The organism is Janthinobacterium sp. LS2A, from assembly GCF_036543145.1.
GTDB lineage: Bacteria > Pseudomonadota > Gammaproteobacteria > Burkholderiales > Burkholderiaceae_D > Janthinobacterium > Janthinobacterium aestuarii.
This window is the reverse complement of record NZ_JAZHPB010000010.1, coordinates 158,747-180,880: the sequence shown is the minus strand read 5'-3', so window position 1 is coordinate 180,880 and position 22,134 is coordinate 158,747. Positions and strand designations below refer to the sequence as shown.

The window sequence follows — 22,134 nt, the reverse complement described above, 5'->3', positions numbered from 1 at the left end:
CTACTTAATAGGAACCAACATTATTGTATTTAGATAGACTCGATTATCGTCAAGTATCTTCCATGTACTTTTAACTTTCAACGTCCCCTGCGGCCCTTCAAGAACACTTGGCAACCATAATCTATTTTCTGAATTCACTCCGTTCCCGGTATCAAGAAGGTGGTTAATTATTAAATTATTATTTCTATCATTGTCAATCAAACCTATTTTTTCAAGGCTGTTCCCCATATCGTTAGAGCGATCAAAATTTTTCTGCATTTTATTCAATGTATCTAAACGCGTAGCATTTTCAGGGTTTGCATCAAATATTTTTCTAGCGCCCTGTTTGTATTGATTCCATGCATTCAACTCTTCGCCGACGTCTGCCACTTTACCACGAGCGTAAATAGCAACTTTATCAGTAGGGACAATCGCATTTCCGTCAACCGCGACAGTGATATTTTTTCCATTTGGTGCTGTGATTTCCTCCATCTTCAAAGGACGAAATACAGCACTTTCCCCAGCAACGTCAACTATACGCGCTGTAGTACTCGCCTTTGCCGCCAAATCGGTAAAAACAGCAACGCCGCGAACAGCAGTACCAACTACCCCAAGTGCCGCCGTAAAAATTTCGACTTCTTTCGCGGTCTTACGCGCCACAGCTTCATTGTAAGCTTTGGTGCCCACATCCGGTATGGCATTAGCAATAGGGTCGCCATTGGTGCAGCTAACCGCCGGACATGGTACAGCCAGTGGAAAGTAAACCGCACCTTCGACGGTCATGGTTACGCGCTTTGTGCCCTCAGGAGCTGCGGGCAGGGATGAACCCGTTACATAGGTCCGGCCGGGCGTCAATATATAGGGGCTAGCGTTGCCACCAGTATTGGCAGTAATGTAGGTCATCAAGTCATTACTCGGCCGAGTCGGTGCTTTTTCAAGTAAAGTGACTTGATCCCCGGGAACAGATACCAAAGACATAGTATTGTCAGCCGCTAATGTCTCTTGTATCGTCTTTCCTGTCTTAATATCAACATTTTTAACGAAGGTTTCCCGTGTATCTTCGGCCACAATAATATTTCCGGCCTTGTCAAGTAGACCCGCGTAGCGCATGGCTGCCAATATTTCTTCTTCGGTATATTTTCCTTTACTTAACTCGGCTAAAGTCTTTGCCGCCTTGCGATCACCCGGATGCAACATACGGTTATTGACATCGGTATTAAATGCTGTCGCCGCACCAGCCCCTCCTCCGGCAGCAACGCCAATCGACGTGGCTGCCGCCGCACCCAAGGCCTGCTTGACGGGTTCAGGCAGATCCATACCGTCGATCATCTCACCAATCTTGGGCATGGCCGCAGCGCTGGCACCAGCACCAAGCGCACCACCCACGCCACCCGCAAGCGCACCAGCGGCCGTATGCGCGGCAACACGATACGCCCCGCCTTCCTCCCATTTTGCAGCCTCCGCCAGATCGCCCACATCCCTGGCATCTTTCATTTTCTTGTCTGCGTAATCCCCGATCTCCTTCGCGGCCATTGAACCGAACGCCGCTGTGATCGCCATCTGCGCCTGTGTTTCCTTCTCCAGCTTCTTGCCGTCCCACGCCTTGTTCAAGGCACCGCTGCTATCTTTCTCGCTGCTGACATCGCGGTTCAGTTCAGCAAGCATTTCCGTCGCCGTCTTGCCCGTCAGCGCTTGTTGCTTCTCTGCGTCCGTGATCAAGATAGTGCCGCCGCTGATGCCCGAACCCGTCGTGCTGCTCTGGCTGCCCGATACGCTACCGATACCGGCCGAGCCTCCCGGATTGGACTTCATCTTCGCTGCGTCCTTGCTTTCGGTCGTTTTGGCTGTGCTCTGATCGCCCATCTTGCCGCTAACGGATCCGCTCAAGCTGAACCCGCTAGCCGAATGCTCATCCTTGTTTTGCAGTTCGCTCGTCGTCAAGGTGCCCGTGATCAGCGAGTTCTTGCCATCTGTGACCGCTTTGCCGCTGCTGGCAATCACGCCAGCCTGCAGATCGGTGTTGCCAGTAACGTTGATCTGGAAGCCACCGTCGCCCGCCTTGATGCCGCTTTGTTCCGTAACGCTGGCAAAGTCACCTTTGGCCTTGCTCTTCGAGACACTGCCGCCGACACTGCTGGCGCCATAGCAGAACGGAGGAATACACAAGCTCATGTTGAAGCCCGCGCTGCTGCTCTTGCTGGCGTAGGTGCTTGTATCCTGCAAGCTGACAATGTTCAGGTTGCCGCCGATGGCGCCCTTGACCGTGTCTGCCGCCAAAATCGCGCCTTGCAAGGTCGTGTCGCCACCACTGATGATGGTCGCCGTCTTGCCTGCCGTCACATAGGTGTTGGTGTAGTAACTGTCCGTGCCATCGGCCTTGCCGCGTGCCTTGTTTGCGGCAATATCGAGGCTGAAACCGTTTTGCGTGCCGCCAAAGGTATAGCCGACGCCGATGCTGGAACCGCTGCTGCTGTTCTTGCTCGTTTGCGTCGCCGTGTTTTGCGCCGCAAGCAAGTTGATCTTGTCGTCGGCAAACAAAGTGAGATTGCCGCCAGCCCCGATCTTGCTGCCAGCCACTGTCAAATCACTGCCCGCCCCTGCCCCAGTCGCAACGATGCTGACATTACCGGCTGCATTGACCGCGCTGCCAACCACCGTGCTGCTACTCTGGTGCATCTCGCTTTCGCTCTTGCTGCTGCCCAGGCTGACGCTGATCTTGATGCCATTGCTGGTCAATCCCTTCGAAGCCAAGCCAGCCAGATCTGTGGCCTTCGATGCCAAAGTCACCGCAGCCAGGGCCTGCATGCGCGAGTCCTTCGTCTGTTCGGCTGCCTTCGCCAGACTGCCAATGCTTTTCACGGCGTCGACAATCGGCACGTTGACCGTACCGCCAAGGGCCACCTTGCTGAAGGTCGTGTGCTGCTCGCTGGCATTGCTGTTGTACGCCTCCTTGATCAACACGTTCTTGCCCACGATGCTGATATCGCCAGGCAAGCCGCCATTCGCGCCCGCGCCGGTGGCCAGCACTTCGCTGGCCGTCTGCGTATACGTCTCGCCCGCGCGCAGCGACACATTGCCGCCCAGGCTGGCAATCTGGCTGCCCACTTGCGCCACGCCCGTGTTCTTGCCATCGCTGGTGGTCTTTACCGTACCAAAAGCTGGCTGGTTGATGCTGCCGATAAAGCCAGATTTCTTGCTAAAGCTGCTCGACGTCGTGTCTTTGTCATTCTCGGCACTGACGATGCTCAGGTTGCGCAAGGCGGTCAAGTCAATATTGCCATCGGCCACCACCGTACTGCCCTTGATGGCGACATCGCGTCCACCCACCATCGTCACACTGCCGCCACTGACGGCACTTCCCGCTTGGGTAACGGTGCGGCCATCGTCGGCCTGGCTGGTCAGCGACTTGCTCAGGCCAAAGGTGCCGCTCTTCTTGACTTGCTTGGAGTGAATCTCCTTGCCGTCCAGTCCGACGGACTCGATGCTGATATCGTTTTTCGCCATTAAATTGGCTGCTTCGTGCGCAAGTACCGATGAACCCGCCACCTTCAAATCATGCCCAGCGACGATACCGACGGTATTGCCCGTCAATGAAGTCCCCAGCGCCGTGCTGGTTTGCACGAGATCGCGCGTGGTCGTGGTTTTGCTGGAGAATGCGCCTCTCGACTTGACCTTACTGGCAGAATCATAAATGTCTGTGGAGAGGCCATTAATCAAACTAATATTATTGCTCGCAGCCAGTGACAAGCCTTTTCCTGCTTGTATATCGGAAGCTGTAGCCGTCAGATTATTCCCCGCCTGCAGTGTGATATTCCCCATTCCCAATACTTGGCTGCCAATATCAGTAATATTGCTTGTCTTTACATAATTCTCGGCATTGTAATAAGTATGCTTGCTACTACCCACCTCAACGACGCCGAGCTGGATGTCGCGCTCAGCAGACAAATATGTGTCGCCGCTGCTACTCGTATTTGCAACAACGCCCCCGATTACGTTCACGTCACGTCCAGCCGCAACAATCAACGTGCCGTTACCGCTTTCTCCTCCCGTCACATACAAACCAGCCACTCGCTCCAGAACTGTCGATGTAGATGTCGTATAGGCATACTTGGATGAAAAGTCAGTCGTAGTACTGACTATATTGATATCTCGGCCAGCAGAGACCAACAGTTCGCTATTGGCAGAAATTGTAGCGCCAACATTATTCAGATCTTTTTTTGCGGCGACTGCAACCGCATCACCCTGAATACGGCCCTGCATGTTTTCCACATTTTCAGCATTCAGCCTGACAACTTCGCGGCCAGCAATGGTGCCTCCATTTACCAAGTCGCCAGATAGACTGATATCAATATCTTTGCCTGAAAGTAGGCTGCCAGAGCCATCAAGATCGTCTGCGCGTAGGCGTACATATACTTGCGGCACTAGCACTTTTTGCGTGGAACCGTCGGCCAAAGCGACTTCCCGCTCTACCAGCCAAACGATATCACTGGTCAATGCAGCCATCTGCGCTGGAGTCAAGGCTACGCCAGGGCGCAGATCCCACGTCTTGGCATAGGCAGCCCCGGCATCCATCAAACCGCGATACTGCTGATCATCACTACTGTAGTCACCCACAAATCGCTGTCCCGTCAGTTCAGCTATTTGCTCGCGCACAAGACGCTGCTCATAAAAGCCATCGCCAAGGCGCTTTTGCGTCACACCAGGATCAAGCTGAACCAGGTTGGTCAGGTAGTCCGATCCAGTCCATTCACGGTAATTGGCAAAGCGTGGATCGGTTTCGACAAGATAACGTGCTAAAGGCCCAGTACTAGTCTTGAACAGACTGGCGCTTGGCAATTGCATTGGCGGAGATAAGGTACGCACTACCTGCGCTCTGCCGGATGGATTGCTCAGCGCGATTTGCGCAATCTCGCGTACACGCGCCTGCAAAGGCCCGTTCGCCGCACTCGCTCTTGCTGCAGTACCTGAATTGTTCGACACGGAAGCAGCAGTTGCCGCTGCCATGCTGGCTTGTGTCATTGCTTCCGGGCCACTGGCACCGGTAACGAGCACTTCTGCTACGGCACCAAGATTGGCAAGCTGGCCAGCGTTACCAGTGCGGTCACTCGCTTGCAGGCCACCGCGCCCCCCCACCACGGCAGACTCGCCTTTCGAATTGATGGCCAAAGAGCTTGCATCAACTACAGCGCCGACAGGGGCTCCTCTCACGATGACACTTTCACCATGCACACCATCGTGTACCGCCGCTTGCCCCACATTGCCAAGGCGCTCGCTGCGCGCCAAACCTTCGGCCCCGTCCACCATTGACTGACCACCATGCGCACTCGTCAACAATAAAGCAGGATCGACCGTTCCGTCACTGGTTCCAGCATTGACAGCTGTCGCGGCAGCATTTTGCACTTTGCCATAGGCGGAGGCCCGGCCAGCTGGCCCGAGGAGGCCGCTCCCTTGCAATCCTTGGTCGCCACCCACCATTGCGGGACCATCTTGGGCGTTGCTGGCCAGCAAGGCTGGGTCAACAGTACTAGCAGCACCTGTGCCGCTGATGTGTCCAGCAGCACCGTGCACTACATCACCATGAGTTGCTGTTTTTCCGGCATTCCCGATACGGCCACTACCATCCTGCACTGCCGCCCCAGCAACTGCCATAGCACTCTTGCTGTCCACTCCCAAGGAAACCTTGCCTGCATCAACACTGGAAGCCGATGCTTTGCCTCCTACGGCAGCGGCACCAGCTACTGCTGTGCCACTGGCGGTGCCGGCACTGGCTGCTTGACCGGCATTTCCAATACCTGTGGCACCGGTCAGCGCGCCGCTTCCGCTGGCAGTGGCAACACCCTTTCCAGCAGCGGAATCTACTCCGGAAACAGCACCTGCCGTCTTGTTCACGGCGGTCTGCGCCACATTTGCATAGGCGCCCCCTGGTGCGCTGGTCGCACCAGTTACAGCATTGGCAGGCTGTCCAGATGGCAACGCGTATGTTACGCGTTGGTATTCTTCGTTGACGCGTATTTTATTGCTGGTCTCAACCGGAGCATAGGCTTGACTTTTTCCATAAATTCCTCCGGAATGAACTACAGGATCCGAAGGTGCGCGCAAACGTGGAGCGACAGCTGTTACCGTTCCAGTTTCCTTGCTGTAGCTGTGTAATTCAATCACCGGGTTGACTAAGGTTGTGCCAAGAACGGTCAACGTGCGGCCAGCTATCACGTGGCTTTGCTGATTGAGCGCATCACTCGAATGTATGGTCAGATTTCCACCTGAAACCAACTTACCCGGATCAGAATCGACAACGGACTCCTTGCGTGAGCTACGGGTAATCTGATAGACCAAATATCTTTCAACAGCTCTTTTAGGGTATTTCCCACTTGCAGGTATCCCTAAATGATATAGGTCAGCACCACCACCTATCGATACCGCCTCTGCCACTCCAGGACTACCTTTTAAATACCTCTGGCCGTCTACCTCATATTCGGTGACGGTTTCAGTGCCACTATCGACTGTCTCAATTCTGAAATGCGTATTTAAATTTCGGAACTGACTCGCTGCCAGATCCAGATTCCCCAGCGCCTCGATCGTCGCGCTGGCATTCGTCACCGATCCCGCCCAGCCTGTGGCGATGCGGTTGCCGTCCAGATAGCCGCCGATGGCCATGTCGCCTCCGCTGAAAATCAGGCCGTGTTCGCGGTTGTTGAGTGTCGTCACGCCAATGTCGAGGCGGGTGCGCGCCGCGATGGTGGCTGCAATCCCGCCCTCCACGTCGTTGTTGACGGTGCCGCCGGCTATGCTCAGATGATCACCGTAGATGCGGCCCGTGCCCATGTTGTTCAATGTGCCGACGTTCAGTTCCGTGTTGATGCCGTCGATCACGCCACGGTTGTTCAGCAGACCGCCGACGTTGACGCGCGTCGTGCCCGCGTTGATGTCGCCCGTGCTCGTATTATCGAAATTGGCCGCGCCCAGGGTCAGGGTGCTGCGCGCCTGGATTTTCCCTGCATTGGTCAGCAATCCGCCGATGGCGATATCCGCATTGCCGTTGGCCATGATTTCGGCGCCCGCGTTCAGCGTAAAGTTGCCGGCCAGGTCCAGCGCCATGTCTTTCTGCGACAGTACCTTGCCGTCGCCGCTCAGGCTGCCTGCGCGGATGTCGGTACGCTGGCCGCCGATGATGGTGCCGCCCGTATTGGTCACGGCCAGTCCACGGTCGGAGCCAGTGTCCTGCAACGCCAGCGCGCCGCCAGCGCTGAGCATGCCCAAGGTATTGTTGATGCTGCCCGCGCTATTGATTGCCAGGTTGCCATCGGCACGCACCGCGCCCTGCACATTGCTGACGTTGGCACTGTTCAGGGTCACATGGATGCCTTCGATGCCCTGGTTCGCGCCCAGGGTGCTGGCATTGTCGATCGCGTCGGCCGTCAGCGTGACGGTGGCGCCGGAACGGATCAAGCCTTGCTGGTTGTTAACGCTGCCGCCACCGGCGTTCAGGCCGATATTGCCCAGCACCTGGATTTGTCCGCCCTGGTTCTGTAAGCCGCTCAAGGTCAAATCCAGCGCCGACTTGCCGACGATCTGGCCGCCACGGTTATCCAGCGGGCCCACGCTGCCCGTGATGTTGCCAGCGGCACCCAGGTAGCCGCTCGTATTGTTCCAGCTGCCCGTTTGCAGGTTGAGGCCGGCGCCACTGCTGATGCCGCCGGCACTGCCAGGATGGCGTACGGCATACGCACCCGCATTGGTGTTGAGTAAGGCATTGCCGTGCGTGTCGATGGTCATAGCGCCACCCGACTGCAGCAGGCCGCCATCGTTGTCCAGGATACCCGTCTGCAAGTTGACGGTTCCCGTGCCCGCCAAGGTGCCTTGCGTGTTGTTGAAGACTTGGCCACGCGTGTCGAGCGTGACGTTCGCGCCGGCAATGGTGCCCTGCCCGTTCCACAGGCCGCTATTGCCCAGGATGATGTCGCCACCCGCTTGCATGGTGCCGCCACTGTTGACGGTGGCGCCCGTAGAGGTAACCTGCAACTGGCCTTGCACCGAGGCCAGCTTGCCGCCCGCGCTGTTGTCGACGCTGGCCGCGTTCACGGTCATATTGCCCGTGGCGGCCAGCAAGCCGCCCGCATTGTTCAAGGCCTGCGCCACATTTGCCGTCAGCTGCCCACTCGCCGTGGCGCTGCCGCCCTGGTTCAGCAGGCTGCCAGCACCCAGCACGACATTGCCGCCGCCAGCGATGGCGCCGCCATGACTATTGTCCAGCACGTTGTTCGCCGTCACCGTCAGATTGGCCGTGCCGGCCGCCTGCAGCTTGCCGCCCTGGTTGTTCAGGCTCGGGGCAACGATATTGGTGTTGCCATTGCTGGCGATCGTGCCACCACGATTGTCCAGGCTGGTCGTCAATTGAATGCTGGTATCACCTTTACCCAGCTGCGTCAGGTTGCCACCCGCATTGTCCAGGGTACTACCCGTCACGCTCACTTGCTGCGCGATGGTGCTGGCGTTGCGGTGGTCGATGGTGCCGGCTGTGACGACCAGGGCGCCATTGCCCGTGATCTGTCCGCGCAGGTCGTTCAACTGCGTGGCCTGTAAGTTCAAGGTACCGCTGCCCGCGTGCTCGATCTTGCCATCCGTATTCGTCAGGATGCCTGCTTTCAGGCCCAGGTTGGCGCTGTTGACGGCGATGCGCCCGCCCGTGTTGTCCAGCACGCCCGCTGGCGATGTCAGCTCGATGACCGTATTGCCGGTACCCGTCTGCACGATGCTGCCTTGCTGGTTGTTCAGGTTGCCCACGCCAACGGCCAGCTGGCCAGCGCTGATATCGCCGCGCTGGTTGTTCCAGGCCTGGCTATTCGCACCGGCCGTGATCGTCAAGGCGCCCGGCGTGGTGACCACGGCACCGCTGGTGCTGACGTCGCCTATTGTCGCCGTTAGATTGATATTGCCGGCACTGCTGCGGCTGCCGCCAAGGTCGACGCTGCCACCGCCCAGGACGGCATTGCCTGCCGCCAGCACCTGGCCATGGGCACCCAGCGCCTGTTGCGTCGTGATCTGCAAGTTGCCGCTCGTCTGCAAGCTGCCGTCGGCTTTCACGCCCGCGCCGATCAGGCTGGACGCGCCGCTGTTGACGGTATTGGCGCTGATGGTGTTGTTGCCCTGTGCCAGGATCACGCCGGTGTTCTCCAGCGCGCCGCTCACCTTCAGCACTTGCTCGCCGCCGGCAAACAGACTGCCGCTGTTGCGCACGCTGCCCGCCGTCGTCGTCAGATTGCCGCTGGCAACGATGCTGCCCTGCGCATTGAGCAGCTCGTCCATGCTCAATTGCGCATTGCCGCCCGCTGCCTGCAATTGTCCCAGCGTATTGTCCACCTTGCCGCCAGCCAGCGTCAGGTCGCGCCCGGCAATGATCACGCCGCTGGTATTGTCCAGCTTGCCCGTCGCCGCAACATTGACGTCCTGCGCGGACGCAATACGGCCGTGATCGTTGAGCAACTCGCCCGTTTCCACGCGCACATTGCCATTCGCCTCGATCTTGCCCCCGCTATTGTCCAGGCGCGTGCTGGCCTGTACTGTTGCCGCACCCGTGCCCAGCTGCGTGATCTGTCCCTGGCGGTTGTCGAGGATGCCGGCGGTGACGCCCACTTGCTGCGCCAACAGGCTGGCGTTGCGGTGATCGATGTAATTGGCCGCCACACCCAATGCACCATTGCCCGTGAGCTGGCCCCGTTGGCCGTACAGATTCGTGGCGCGAATGTCCAGCACACCCTTGCCCGCGTGTTCGATCTTGCCATCCACATTCGTCAGGTCGCCCGCCTGCAGACGCAGATTGGCGCTGTTGACGGCGATGCGCCCGCCCGTATTGTCCAGCTTGCCCGTCTCGATGACCGTGTCGCCAGCGCCCGTCTGGATCAAGGTCCCCTTGGTGTTGTCCAGGTTGGCCACCCGCAAGGCCAGCTGCCCGGCGCTCAGGCCGCCGCCCTGGTTGACCAGTGCCTGGCCATTGGCGGCATTCGCCGTGATGCTCAATAGGCCATTGGTCGACACGACCGCCTTGCTGGTCGTCACATTGCCCGTCAAGGCCGTCAAGCCGATATTGGCCGCGCTGCTCTGGCTGCCGCCCATATCGACCGACGCGCCCGTCAGCTGCAACTGGCCGGCCGCCATGTTCTGGCCACCGGCTTGCAAGACGCCACGGGCCGTCACCGCCAGGTCACCAGCCGAGGCAAAGCTGCCATCGGCGCGCATGCCTGCCGCCAGCAAACCGTTACCGCTCAGGCTACCCGCCGTGATCGCCGTATTGCCCAGGGCGGCCAGCGAGCCTGTATTGCTCAGCAAGCCACCGATGTCCAAGGTCTGGTTGCGTCCTGCGTACAGCACGCCTGCGTTGAGCACGTCACCGCTGACCTTGGCCGTGATATCCATGCCCGCGCTGACCGTACCTTGCGCATTGCGCAGACTGGCCGCATCCAGGCTGAGAGCGCCAGTACCCGCCTGCAGCAAGCCGCGCGTATTGTCGATGGCGCCGCCCAGGTGCAAATCGGTTGCCGACGCGATCACGCCGTCGGTATTGACGAGTGCGCCAGTGCTGACGATGTTGGCGGACATGGCCGAGGTAATCTTGCCCTTGGTGTTGTCCAGGTTGCCGGTCTGTACCGACAGCACGCCATTGCCGGCGATTTCTCCATTCGTATTGTCCAGCAGACCCGTGACGGCGACCGTCACGCCGCCCGCGCCCGTCTGCAGCAAATGGCCGCCCCGGTTGCTCAGGCTTTCTGCCTGCACGCTCAAGGTGCGCCCCGTGGTGGTAGCGTTGGCGTGATCCAGCAAGCCAGCCTTGAGATTGACGGCGCCATTGCCGATGATGCTGCCGCTGGCGCCCTGCAAGGTGGCTGCCGTGATGACCAAGGTGCCGGTACCGGCATGCTCGATCTTGCCGCCTGCATTCGTCAAGGCGGCCGCGTCCAGAGTCAAATTATTACTATTGACAGCGATACGCCCGGCGCTGTTGTCCAGCTTGCCCGTTTGGATGACAGTGTCGCCCGTGCCCGTCTGGATAACGGTGCCTTTGGTGTTGTCCAGGTTACCTACGTGCAGATCGAGCTGGCCGGCGCTGAGTTGTCCTTCCGTATTGCGCAAGGTGGCTTGCGCATGGATCGTCAAGGCGCCAGGCGTGCTGACTACGGCTTTATTGGTACTCACATCGCCCTGTGTTGCCGTCAGGCCGATGTTGGCGGCGCCGGTCTGGCTACCGCTGATATCAACGCTGGCGCCAGTCAAATTGGCGCCGCCTGCCGCCAGAGTCTGGCCATGTGCGACCAGCGTTTGCGCGGTAGTGATCGTCAAGTCACCAGCCGTGCCTAGCTTGCCATCGGCCTGAACACCCGCGCCGATCAAGCTGCTTGCGCTGCTGTCGAGGGTCTTTGCCGTGATGCTGATATTGCCCTGCGCCGCGATGACGCCCGTGTTCGTGATGGCACCTGTTGCGGTCAAGGATTGATTCCCTGCCGCATACAGGCTGCCCGTATTGTCCAGACTGGACAGTGTCGCGTTCAGGTTGGCACCGGCAAACACGTTGCCTGCGGTGTTGTTCAAGTTCGCCACATTTAGGGTGGCATCCCCGGCCACTGCCTGCAACTGGCCCCTGGTATTGTCGATATCGCCGCCGGTCAATCCCAGATTGCGGCCTGCTGCCACCGTTCCTTCCGTGTTGTCCAGGCTGCCCAAGTTCAATGTGGCGTCCTGCGCCGCCACGATGCGGCCTGTGCTGTTCAGCAAAGTGTTTACCTTCACCAGCGCATCGCCGTTACCTTCGATCTTGCCGCCTGTGTTGTCCAGCTGGCCGGTAGCCGCCACCGTCATCAGGCCGGTACCCGTCTGCGCCAGGCTGCCGCTGCGATTATCCAGGCTGCCGGCGTTGATGGCCAGCTGATTGGCCACCGTTGTTGCATTGCGGTGGTCGAAGGTGGCTGCCGTAATGTCCAGCTTGCCATTGCCCGTGATCTTGCCGAACTGGTTGTTGAACTGGCCCGCGTTGATGGCCAAGATGCCGGTGCCCGCGTGTTCCAGCTTGCCATTGACGTTCGTCAAGACTGTCGCATTCAAGGCCAGGTTCGCGCTGTTGGCGGCGATGCGGCCCGCCGTGTTGTCGAGTTTTCCCGTGGTGATGACGGTGTCGCCGGTGCCCGTCTGCACGATCTCGCCGCTGGCGTTGTTCAGGTTGGCGACGTTCAGCTGCAACTGGCCGCCCACCAGCTGGCCTTGGCTGTTCACCAGTGACTGGGCGTTATTCGCGTTGGCCGTGATCGCCAGCACGTTGCTGGCGGAAATCACGGCCTTGTTCGTCACGACATCACCAGTATTTGCCGTGATGGCAATATTCGCTGCGCCCGTCTGGCTACCCGACAGATCCACACTGGGACCCGTCAGCGTCGTACTGCCTGCTGCCAGGTTCTGTCCGCTCGCTTGCAGCACACCATCCGCGTTGATGGTCAAGTCGCCCGCCGTACCCAGGCTGCCATCGGCTTTCACGCCGGCGCCCAGCAAACCGCTGCTGGTGATCTTGCCAGCGGATATATTGGTGTTATTGACGGACGCGATGGAACCTTTGTTGTTCAGTAAGCCGCCGACCGTCAGTTGCTGGTTGCGGCCCGCGTACAGCAGGCCCGCGTTGTTCAGGTCGCCGCTCACTTTCGCCGTCAGGTCCGTGCCGGCGCTAACCGTGCCCTGCTGGTTCAGCAAAGTTCCCGCATCAATACGCAACATGTCCGCCTGCAACATGCCGCGCGTGTTGTCGATATTCACGCCACCGACATGCAAGTCGGCAGTCGCTGCCATCACGCCATCGGTGTTATTCAATACACCTTTGCTGACGATATCGGCCGCCGCAGCCGAGGTGATGCGGCCCTTGCGGTTGTCCAGTACGCCCGCTTGCAGATTCAAGATGCCCGTGCCCGCATGCTCGATCTTGCCATCCTGGTTCGTGATGGTGACGGCATCGATGTTCAAGTTCTTGCTGTTGACGGCGATGCGGCCCGCTGTGTTGTCCAGATTGCCGGTAACGATAGTCGTGTCGCCCGTACCCGTTTGCAACACGACGCCTTTGGCGTTGTCCAGGTTTGCCACGTGCAGGTCGAGTTGACCTGCCTGCAAGGTGCCTTCCGTGTTGTGCAAGGTGGCGTTGCTCGTGATGTTCAATGTGCCGGGTGTCGTGACTGCCGCCTTGCTAGCGTTGACATCGCCCTGTGTCGCCGTCAGCCCGATGTTGGCGGCGCCAGTCTGGCTGCCGCTGATATCGAGCGTAGCGCCGGTCAGATTGGCATTGCCTGCCGCCAGAATCTGGCCATGCACGGCGAGGTTCTGCGCAGTGCTGATCGTCAAGTCACCCGACGTGCCCAGCTTGCCATCGGCCTGGATACCGGCGCCGATCAAGCTGCTCGCGCTGCTGTCGATAGACTTTGCCGTAAGGTTGTTGTTACCCTGTGCCGCAATGACGCCCGTGTTCGTGATGGCACCTGTTGCGGTCAAGGATTGATTCCCTGCCGCATACAGGCTGCCCGTGTTATTCACGGTGTTGAGCGTGGTGTTCAGGTTGGCGCCAGAAAACACGCTGCCTGCCGCATTGTTCAGGCTCGCTACGTTCAAGGTGGCGTTGCCCGCCACGGCCTGCAGCTGGCCCTTGGTATTGTCGATATCGCCACCGGAAAGGTTCAGGTGACGGCCCGCCGCTACCGTACCTTCCGTGTTGTCCAGGTTGCCAAACTGTAGTTCGGCATCCTGTGCCGCCACGATGCGGCCCGTGCTGTTCAGCAAGGTAGCCGCTTTCACCAGCGCATCACCATTGCCTTCGATCTTGCCGCCCGTGTTGTCCAGCTGGCCTGTGGCGCTCACCGTCATGTGGCCCGTACCCGTCTGGGCCAGGCTGCCGCTGCGGTTGTCCAGGCTGCCTGCATTGATGGTCAGCTGATTGGCCACCGTCGTCGCATTGCGGTGATCGAGAGTCGCAGCGGTAATGTCGAGCTTGCCATTGCCCGTGATCTTGCCGAACTGGTTGTTAAACTGGCCCGCGTTGATGGCCAGCACACCGGCACCAGCGTGCTCCAGCTTGCCATTAACGTTCGTCAATATCGTCGCGTTCAGGGCCAAATTAGCGCTGTTGGCGGCGATGCGGCCGGCCGTGTTGTCGAGCTTGCCTGTGGTAATGACGGTATCGCCGGCACCCGTCTGCACGATGTCGCCGCTGGCGTTGTTCAGGCTGGCTACGTTCAACTGCAACTGGCCGGCCACCAGTTGCCCCTGGGTATTCACCAACGACTGGGCGTTGGCCGCATTGGCCGTGATGGCCAGCACGTTGCTGGCCGAGATGACGGCTTTGTTCGTCAGCACATCGCCGCTGCGCGCGGTAATGGCGATGTTGCTTGCCCCCGTCTGGCTGCCCGACAGGTCCACATTGGCACCCGTCAGCGTGGCTGTGCCCGCTGCCAGATTCTGGCCGCGCGCTTGCAAGACGCCATCGGCGTTGATGGTGAGATCGCCCACCGTCCCCAGGCTACCGTCCGCTTTCACGCCAGCGCCCAGCAGACCGCTGCTGGTCACTTTGCCCGCGGTAATATGGGTGTTGCCAACGGAGGCGATGGAACCTGTGTTGTTGAGCAAGCCGCCCACCGTCAGTTGCTGGGTGCGGCCGGCATACAGCAGGCCCGCGTTGTTCAGGTCTGCGCTGATGCGCGCCGTCAGGTCCGTGCCGGCGCTGACCGTGCCCTGCTGGTTCAGCAATTTAGCGGCATCCAGACGTAAATTGTCCGCCTGCAACACGCCGCGCGTGTTGTCGATATTCACACCACCGAGATGCAAGTCGGCAGTCGCGGCAATCACGCCGTCCGTATTATTCAGCACGCCTTTGCTGGCAATATCCGCCGAGGCAGCGGACGTGATGCGGCCCTTGCTGTTATCCAGCACGCCTGCTTGCAGATTCAAGATGCCCGTGCCCGCATGCTCGATCTTGCCATCCTGGTTCGTGACCGTGACGGCATCGATGTTCAGGTCCTTGCTGTTGACGGCGATGCGTCCGGCGGTGTTGTCCAGATTGCCGGTAACGATAGTCGTGTCGCCCGTACCCGTTTGCAACACGACGCCTTTGGCGTTGTCCAGGTTTGCCACGTGCAGGTCGAGTTGACCTGCCTGCAAGGTGCCTTCCGTGTTGTGCAAGGTGGCGTTGCTTGTGATGTTCAATGTGCCGGGCGTCGTGACTGCCGCCTTGCTAGCGTTGACATCGCCCTGTGTCGCCGTCAGCCCGATGTTGGCGGCGCCAGTCTGGCTGCCGGTGATATCGAGTGTGGCACCGCTCAGATTGGCATTGCCTGCCGCCAGAATCTGACCATGCGCGGCGAGGTTTTGCGCAGTGCTGATCGTCAATTCACCCGACGTGCCCAGCTTGCCATCGGCCTGGATGCCGGCGCCGATCAAGCTGCTCGCGCTGCTGTCGATGGACTTCGCCGTGATGTTGCTGTTGCCTTGTGCCGCGATCACGCCCGTGTTCACGATGGCGCCGCTGGCGTTCAGGGTCTGATTGCCAGCCGCATACAGACTGCCGGTATTGCTCAAGGTATCGAGCGTGGTGTTCAGATTCGCACCGGCAAACACGCTGCCTGCCGCATTGTTCAGGTGCGCCACATTCAAGGTGGCGTTGCCCGCCACAGCTTGCAGCTGGCCCTTGGTATTGTCGATATCGCCACCGGAAAGGTTCAGGTGACGGCCCGCCGCCACCGTCCCTTCCGTGTTGTCCAGGCTACCGACGTTCAACTCGGCATCCTGCGCCGCCACAATGCGGCCCGTGTTGTTCAGCAAGGTTGCGGCTTTGACCAGTGCATCGCCATTGCCTTCGATCTTGCCGCCCGTGTTGTCGAGCTGGCCAGTGATGCTCACCGTCATCAGTCCGCTACCCGTCTGGGCCAGGCTACCGGCACGGTTGTCAAGGCTGCCGGCGTTGATGGTCAGCTGATTCGCCACCGTCATCGCATTGCGATGATCGAGAGTGGTTGCCGTGATATCGACCTTGCCATTGCCCGTGATCTTGCCGGACTGGTTGTTGAACTGGCCCGCGTTGATGGCCAGCACACCGGCACCAGCATGTTCCAGCTTGCCATTGATGTTCGTCAAGACCGTCGCGTTCAGGGCAAGATTATTGCTGTTGGCGGCGATGCGGCCTGCCGTGTTATCCAGCTTGCCCGTGGTGATAACGGTGTCGCCCGTGCCCGTCTGCACGATCTCGCCGCTGGCGTTGTTCAGCTTGGCTACGTTCAGCTGCAGCTGTCCTGCCACCAGCTGACCCTGGGTATTCACCAGTGACTGGCCGTTGTTTGCATTGGCCGTGATGGCCAGCACGTTGCTGGCCGAGATGACGGCTTTATTCGTCAGCACATCGCCGCTGCGCGCGGTGATGGCGATGTTGCTTGCCCCCGTCTGGCTGCCCGACAGGTCCACATTGGCCCCCGTCAGCGTGGCTGTGCCCGCCGCCAGATTCTGGCCACTGGCCTGCAATACGCCATCGGCATTGATGGTCAGATCGCCCGCCGTGCCCAGACTGCCGTCGGCCTTCACACCGGCGCCCAGCAGACCGCTGCTGGTCACTTTGCCAGCGGTAATCGTCGTGTTATTGACGGAAGCGATGGAACCTGTGTTGTTGAGCAAGCCGCCCACCGTCAGCTGCTGGTTGCGGCCCGCATACAGCAGGCCAGCATTGTTCAACGTATCACTGATGCGCGCCGTCAGGTCCGTGCCGGCGCTGAGCGTGCCCTGCTGGTTCAGCAAAGTTGCCGCATCAATGCGCAACATGTCCGCCTGCAACACGCCGCGCGTGTTGTCCAGCGCAGTACTACCCACCTGCAGGCCAGTAGTCGCGGCGATCACGCCATCGGTATTATTCAGCCCATCTTTGCTGACGACAGAAGCAGCTGCCGCCGAGGTGATACGGCCCTTGCTGTTGTCCACCACGCCAGCCTGCACCGACAAAATGCCCGTACCCGCATGTTCGATCTTGCCATCGCGGTTCGTCAGCATGGCCGCATCGATGTTCAAGTCTTTGCTGTTGACGGCGATGCGCCCAGCCGTATTGTCCAGATTGCCGGTGACAATGTTCGTGTCACCCGTGCCCGTCTGCAAGATGGTACCTTTTGCGTTGTCCAGATTGGCCACATGCAAGTCGAGCTGGCCTGCCTGCAAGGTACCGTCCGTGTTGTGCAACGCGGCGCTGCTCGTCACATTCAATGTGCCTGGCGTCGTCACCACCGCCTTGTTTGTGCCGACGTCACCCTGGGTTGCCGTCAGGCCGATGTTGGCCGCGCTGGTCTGGCTACCGCCGATATCGATGCTGGCACCTGTCAGATTGGCGCTGCCCGCCGCCAGGTTTTGGCCATGCGCGGCCAACGTTTGTGTTGTGCTGATCGTCAGGTCACCAATTGTGCCCAGCTTGCCATCAGCTTGCATGCCGGCACCGATCAGGCTGCTCGCGCTGCTGTCGAGCATCTTTGCCGTGATGCTGTTGTTGCCCTGTGCGGCGATCACGCCCGTGTTGACGATGGCGCCACTGGCGGTCAAGGTCTGGTTGCCGGCAGCATACAAGCTGCCCGTGTTGGTCAGGCTAGCCAGTGTCGCGTTCAGGTTTGCTCCGGCAAACACACTGCCCGCCGCATTGTTCAGATTCGCCACATTCAAGATGGCGTTGCCCGCCACGGCCTGCAGCTGACCCTTGGTATTATCGATATCGCCACCGGAAAGGTTCAGGTGACGGCCCGCCGCCACCGTACCTTCCGTGTTGTCCAGGTTGCCAAACTGTAGTTCGGCATCCTGCGCCGCCACGACGCGGCCCGTGTTGTTCAGCAAGGAGTTAGCTTTTATCAGCGCATTGCCATTGCCTTCGATCTTGCCGCCCGTGTTGTCCAGCTGGCCGGTAGCGCTCACCGTCATCAGTCCGGTACCCGTCTGGGCCAGGCTGCCGCTGCGGTTGTCCAGGCTGGCTGCGTTGATGGTCAGCTGATTTGCCACCGTCGTCGCATTGCGATGATCCAGCGTCGCAGCAGTGATGTCGAGCTTGCCATTGCCCGTGATCTTGCCGAACTGGTTGTTGAACTGGCCCGCGTTGATAGCCAGGATGCCGGCACCAGCATGTTCCAGCTTGCCATTGATGTTCGTTAACACCGTGGCGTTCAGGGCAAGATTATTGCTGTTGACGGCGATACGGCCGGCCGTGTTGTCCAGCTTGCCCGTGGTGATGACGGTATCGCTGCTACCCGTCTGCACGATTTCGCCGCTGGCATTGTTCAGATTCGCCACGTTCAGTTGCAACTGTCCTGCCACCAGCTGGCCCTGGCCGTTCACCAACGACTGGGCGTTGTTTGCATTGGCCGTGATGGCCAGCACGTTGCTGGCCGAGATGACGGCTTTGTTCGTCAGCACATCGCCGCTGCGCGCCGTGATGGCGATATTCGCCGCCCCCGTCTGGCTGCCAGACAGGTCCACGTTGGCGCCCGTCAGCGTGGCCGTACCTGCTGCCAGATTCTGGCCACTGGCCTGCAACACACCATCGGCATTGATGATCAGATCGCCAGCCGTCCCCAGGCTGCCGTCGGCTTTCACGCCGGCGCCCAGCAGACCGCTGCTGGTGATCTTGCCAGCGGATATATTGGTGTTGTTGACGGACGCGATGGAACCTGTGTTGTTGAGCAAGCCGCCCACCGTCAATTGCTGGTTGCGGCCCGCGTACAGCAGGCCCGCGTTGTTCAGATCGCCGCTCACTTTCGCCGTCAGGTCCATGCCGGCGCTGACCGTGCCCTGCTGGTTCAGCAAAGTTGCCGCATCCAGGCGTGCATTCTCCGCCTGCAATACGCCGCGCGTGTTGTCGACATGCACACCACCGACATGCAAGTCGGCAGTCGCTGCCATCACGCCATCGGTATTGTTCAGCACCCCCTTGCTGGCAATATCCGCCGAGGCAGCGGATGTAATGCGGCCCTTGCTGTTGTCCAGCACGCCCGCCTGCACTTGCAGGCCGCCATTGCTGGCGATGTTGCCACGCGTATTGTCCAGGGTCTGCGCAGCGTCCACGCGCATCTGTCCCGGTCCCGTCTGCTGCAGGGTGCCGTCGCTATTGTCCAGCTGGCTGGCCTGCACTGTTACCTGTTGCCCGGAGGTGATGGCATGGCGGTGATCGATCGTTTCCGCCTGGATATCAACTAAACCATTGCCCGTCACCTTGCCGCGTTCGTCATCAAAGCGCGCCGCCTCAATACTCAGGCTGCCCGTGCCCGCGTGTTCGATGCTGCCGTCACGGTTAAGCACCGTGTCGGCATGCAGTCCCAGCTTGGCGCTGTTGACGGCGATGCGTCCGCCCGTGTTGTCCAGGGTGCTGCCTTGCAGGGTGGTGTCGCCGTTGCCCGTCTGAATCAGGGTGCCGCTGCGGTTGTCGAGCGATCCCGTTTGGATATCCAACTGGCCCGCGCTCAAGGTGCCGCGCACGTTCGACAGAGCTTGTCCGCTGCCGGCCGCCGTCACGGACAGCAGGCCGGTGGTCGTCACCAGCGCGTTATCGGTGACGACATTGCCTGCAGTAGCGTTCAAGGTAATCGCCGCGCCGCCCGTCTGGCTGCCGCTCAGGTCGATGGCGGCAGCATGCAGGCTGGTCTTGCCGGCGGCCAGATTCTGGCCATGGGCCGCGATCGCTTGCGTGGCCGTCAGCTGCAACTGGCCGCCGCCGGCCAAGTTGCCGTCGGCGCGGACCCCGGCGCCCAGCAAGCTGCCGGTAGTGCTGTCGATGCGGCTGGCGTCGATGCGGTTGTCGCCCTGCGCAGCGATCACGCCGCTGTTGCTGACGGCGCCACTCACCTGCAGCGTCTGATTGCCAGCCGCATACACATTGCCGCTGTTGAGTACTTCGCCGGCCTGGGTGTTCAGGTTGCCACCGGCAAACACGCTGCCGGCCGTATTGTTCAACTTTGCGACCGTCAAGGCCGCATCGCCCGCCAGCGCCTGGATCTGGCCGCGCGTATTGTCGACGTCGCCACTATCGAGGCGCAGCTTGCCGCCAGCGGCCAGGGTCGCTTCCGTGTTGTCCAGCACGCCTGTCGACACTGCCAGGTCGCTGCTGGCGACGATACGGCCTTTCTGGTTTTGCACGCCGGCCGCCTGTACCGTCATCGTGCCGTTGCTCTCCAGCGCACCACCGCGATTGTCCAGCCCGCCGCGCACCTGCACGCCGGTCGCCCCCTGGCCGCTCTGCGCCAGGCTGCCACCCCGGTTGTCCAGGGTGCCGGCATTGATAATGAGCTGCCCCGCCACCGTGCGCGCGTCGCGGTGGTCGACCTGTTCTCCCGTCAGCGCCATCGCGCCGTTGCTGATGATGCTGCCGCGCTGTAAGTTGATTTGTCCCGCGCCGATCGCCAGCGCACCCGTGCCCGCATGCTGGATCTGTCCATCCTGGTTGCTCAGGCTGGCGGCCTGCAGGCGCAAGGCCTGGCTATTCGTGGCGATGACGCCGCGCGTGTTGTCCAGGCTCCCCGGCAATTGCATTGACAGATCGCCCGTGCCCAGTTGCGTGATCTGGCCGCCCACGTTCGACAAGTCGTGCGCATTCAGCCCCAACTGCTGGCCCGTCAGCTGCGCTGCATCGCTGCGCACGGTGCGCGCAGCGTCCAGCTGCAGGCGTTCGCGGGCACTGACCTGGGCGCGGCTGGCGTCGAGGTCGCCGGCGCTGGCGCCCAGGCTGACGTTCGCGCCCGAAACCTGCGCCCCAGCAAGGTCCAGCTGGCGCGCCGCCAGGCTGCTGTCGCCGCCCGCCACGGCCGTGCCGTGCACGGCAATGGTGTCGCCAGCGGAAACGTTCAGCTTGCCGCTGACGGTCAATGTATTGTCCAGATTCAAGCCGGCCGCCAGCACCGAGCCAGCCGTGGCATCGATGCGCGATCCGGCGCCCGTGGCTTGCACGCCGACATTGTTCTGCGCGCCGATCACGCCGCTGTTCGCAATATTGCCCTGCGCCTGCACCTGGCTGTCGCCGCCCGCATACACGGTACCGCTGTTGGCCACGTCGCCCGTGACGGCGATGCTGGTCTGGCTGCCGCTGCCGGCGGACTGGATGTTGCCGCTGTTGCTCAGCCAGCCGTTCGATTGCAGCACTAGGTTGCCCGCCGTCGCCGCCAGCACGCCCGCGTTGCGTACGCCCAGGCCCGCTTCCGTGCCGATCAAGGTAATCTTGCCCGCATACATGCCGCCCAGCTGCGCCACGTCCAGCGCGTAGGCTGGTGCAGGACCTACGCCAGACGCTGCGCCCGCCACGCCATGCGCCGCATCGATCTGATTCGTTCCTGTCACCACTTTCAGTTCCTGCGCCCAGATACCGCCATTGATTTGCGCGGCGCGCGCCAGGATGGCCGTATAGTCGCTCAGCGACGTATCGAGGCCGCGACCATTGATCGTGACCACGCCGCGCTGCACCATGTAGCCGTCCAGGCTGCCATCGTTGAGCATCGGCGTACCCGTCGTCAGCACGACCCGGCTGGCATTGATAAAACCGCCGCCATCGATGGCCACGCCAGCCGGATTGGCGATGACGACTTCGGCGCGCTGGCCCGCCACTTCCACATAGCCGCGCAACTGGCTCGGATTTGCCGAGTTGACCTCGTTGAGGATGACGCGCGCGCTGCCGCCCGCCAGCCACGGGTTGCCCTGCACCCAGCCGCCCGTCTGCGTCTGCACATTGCCGCGGCTGTTGTTGAGGATGGCGCCATTCGCCGTCACGTCGAACTGGCTGTAGGTATTGCGCGAGACACCCGCCGCGCTCGGCGTCTGGATATTCACCTGGGTCACGCCATTGGCGCTTTGCACCACCGTCGGACGCTGGCGGCCCGGCGCGTTCGGGTCGGCCACGATCTGCCCCATGGCCGGACCGACGACAAAGGCCACCATGCCCAGCGCGCCAAATATCGCCAAGGCCAGCGGCCGCAAGCGGCCATTCACACTTAAACTTAGCCCGCCACCGCCATCACCCTCAAATACGCCGCTATCCAGGCCGCCTTCGCCCTTGGCCGCCTTGCCTTGCGACGAGGCATTTTCGGCGACGACCATCAGTTGGCCACGGCGTTTATTGAAGATGATGCGGTACAGGTTCTTGTTCATGAA

At 60.6% G+C, this 22,134-nt stretch carries 1 protein-coding gene; it reads right to left on the bottom strand.

Annotated features, from left to right (window positions below; genetic code table 11):
* Positions 1–22,131, bottom strand: a complete 22,131-nt coding sequence (locus V3C40_RS24490; RefSeq protein WP_331778755.1) for a two-partner secretion domain-containing protein — start codon at positions 22,129–22,131, stop codon at positions 1–3.
* Positions 22,132–22,134: the final 3 nt, after the last annotated feature.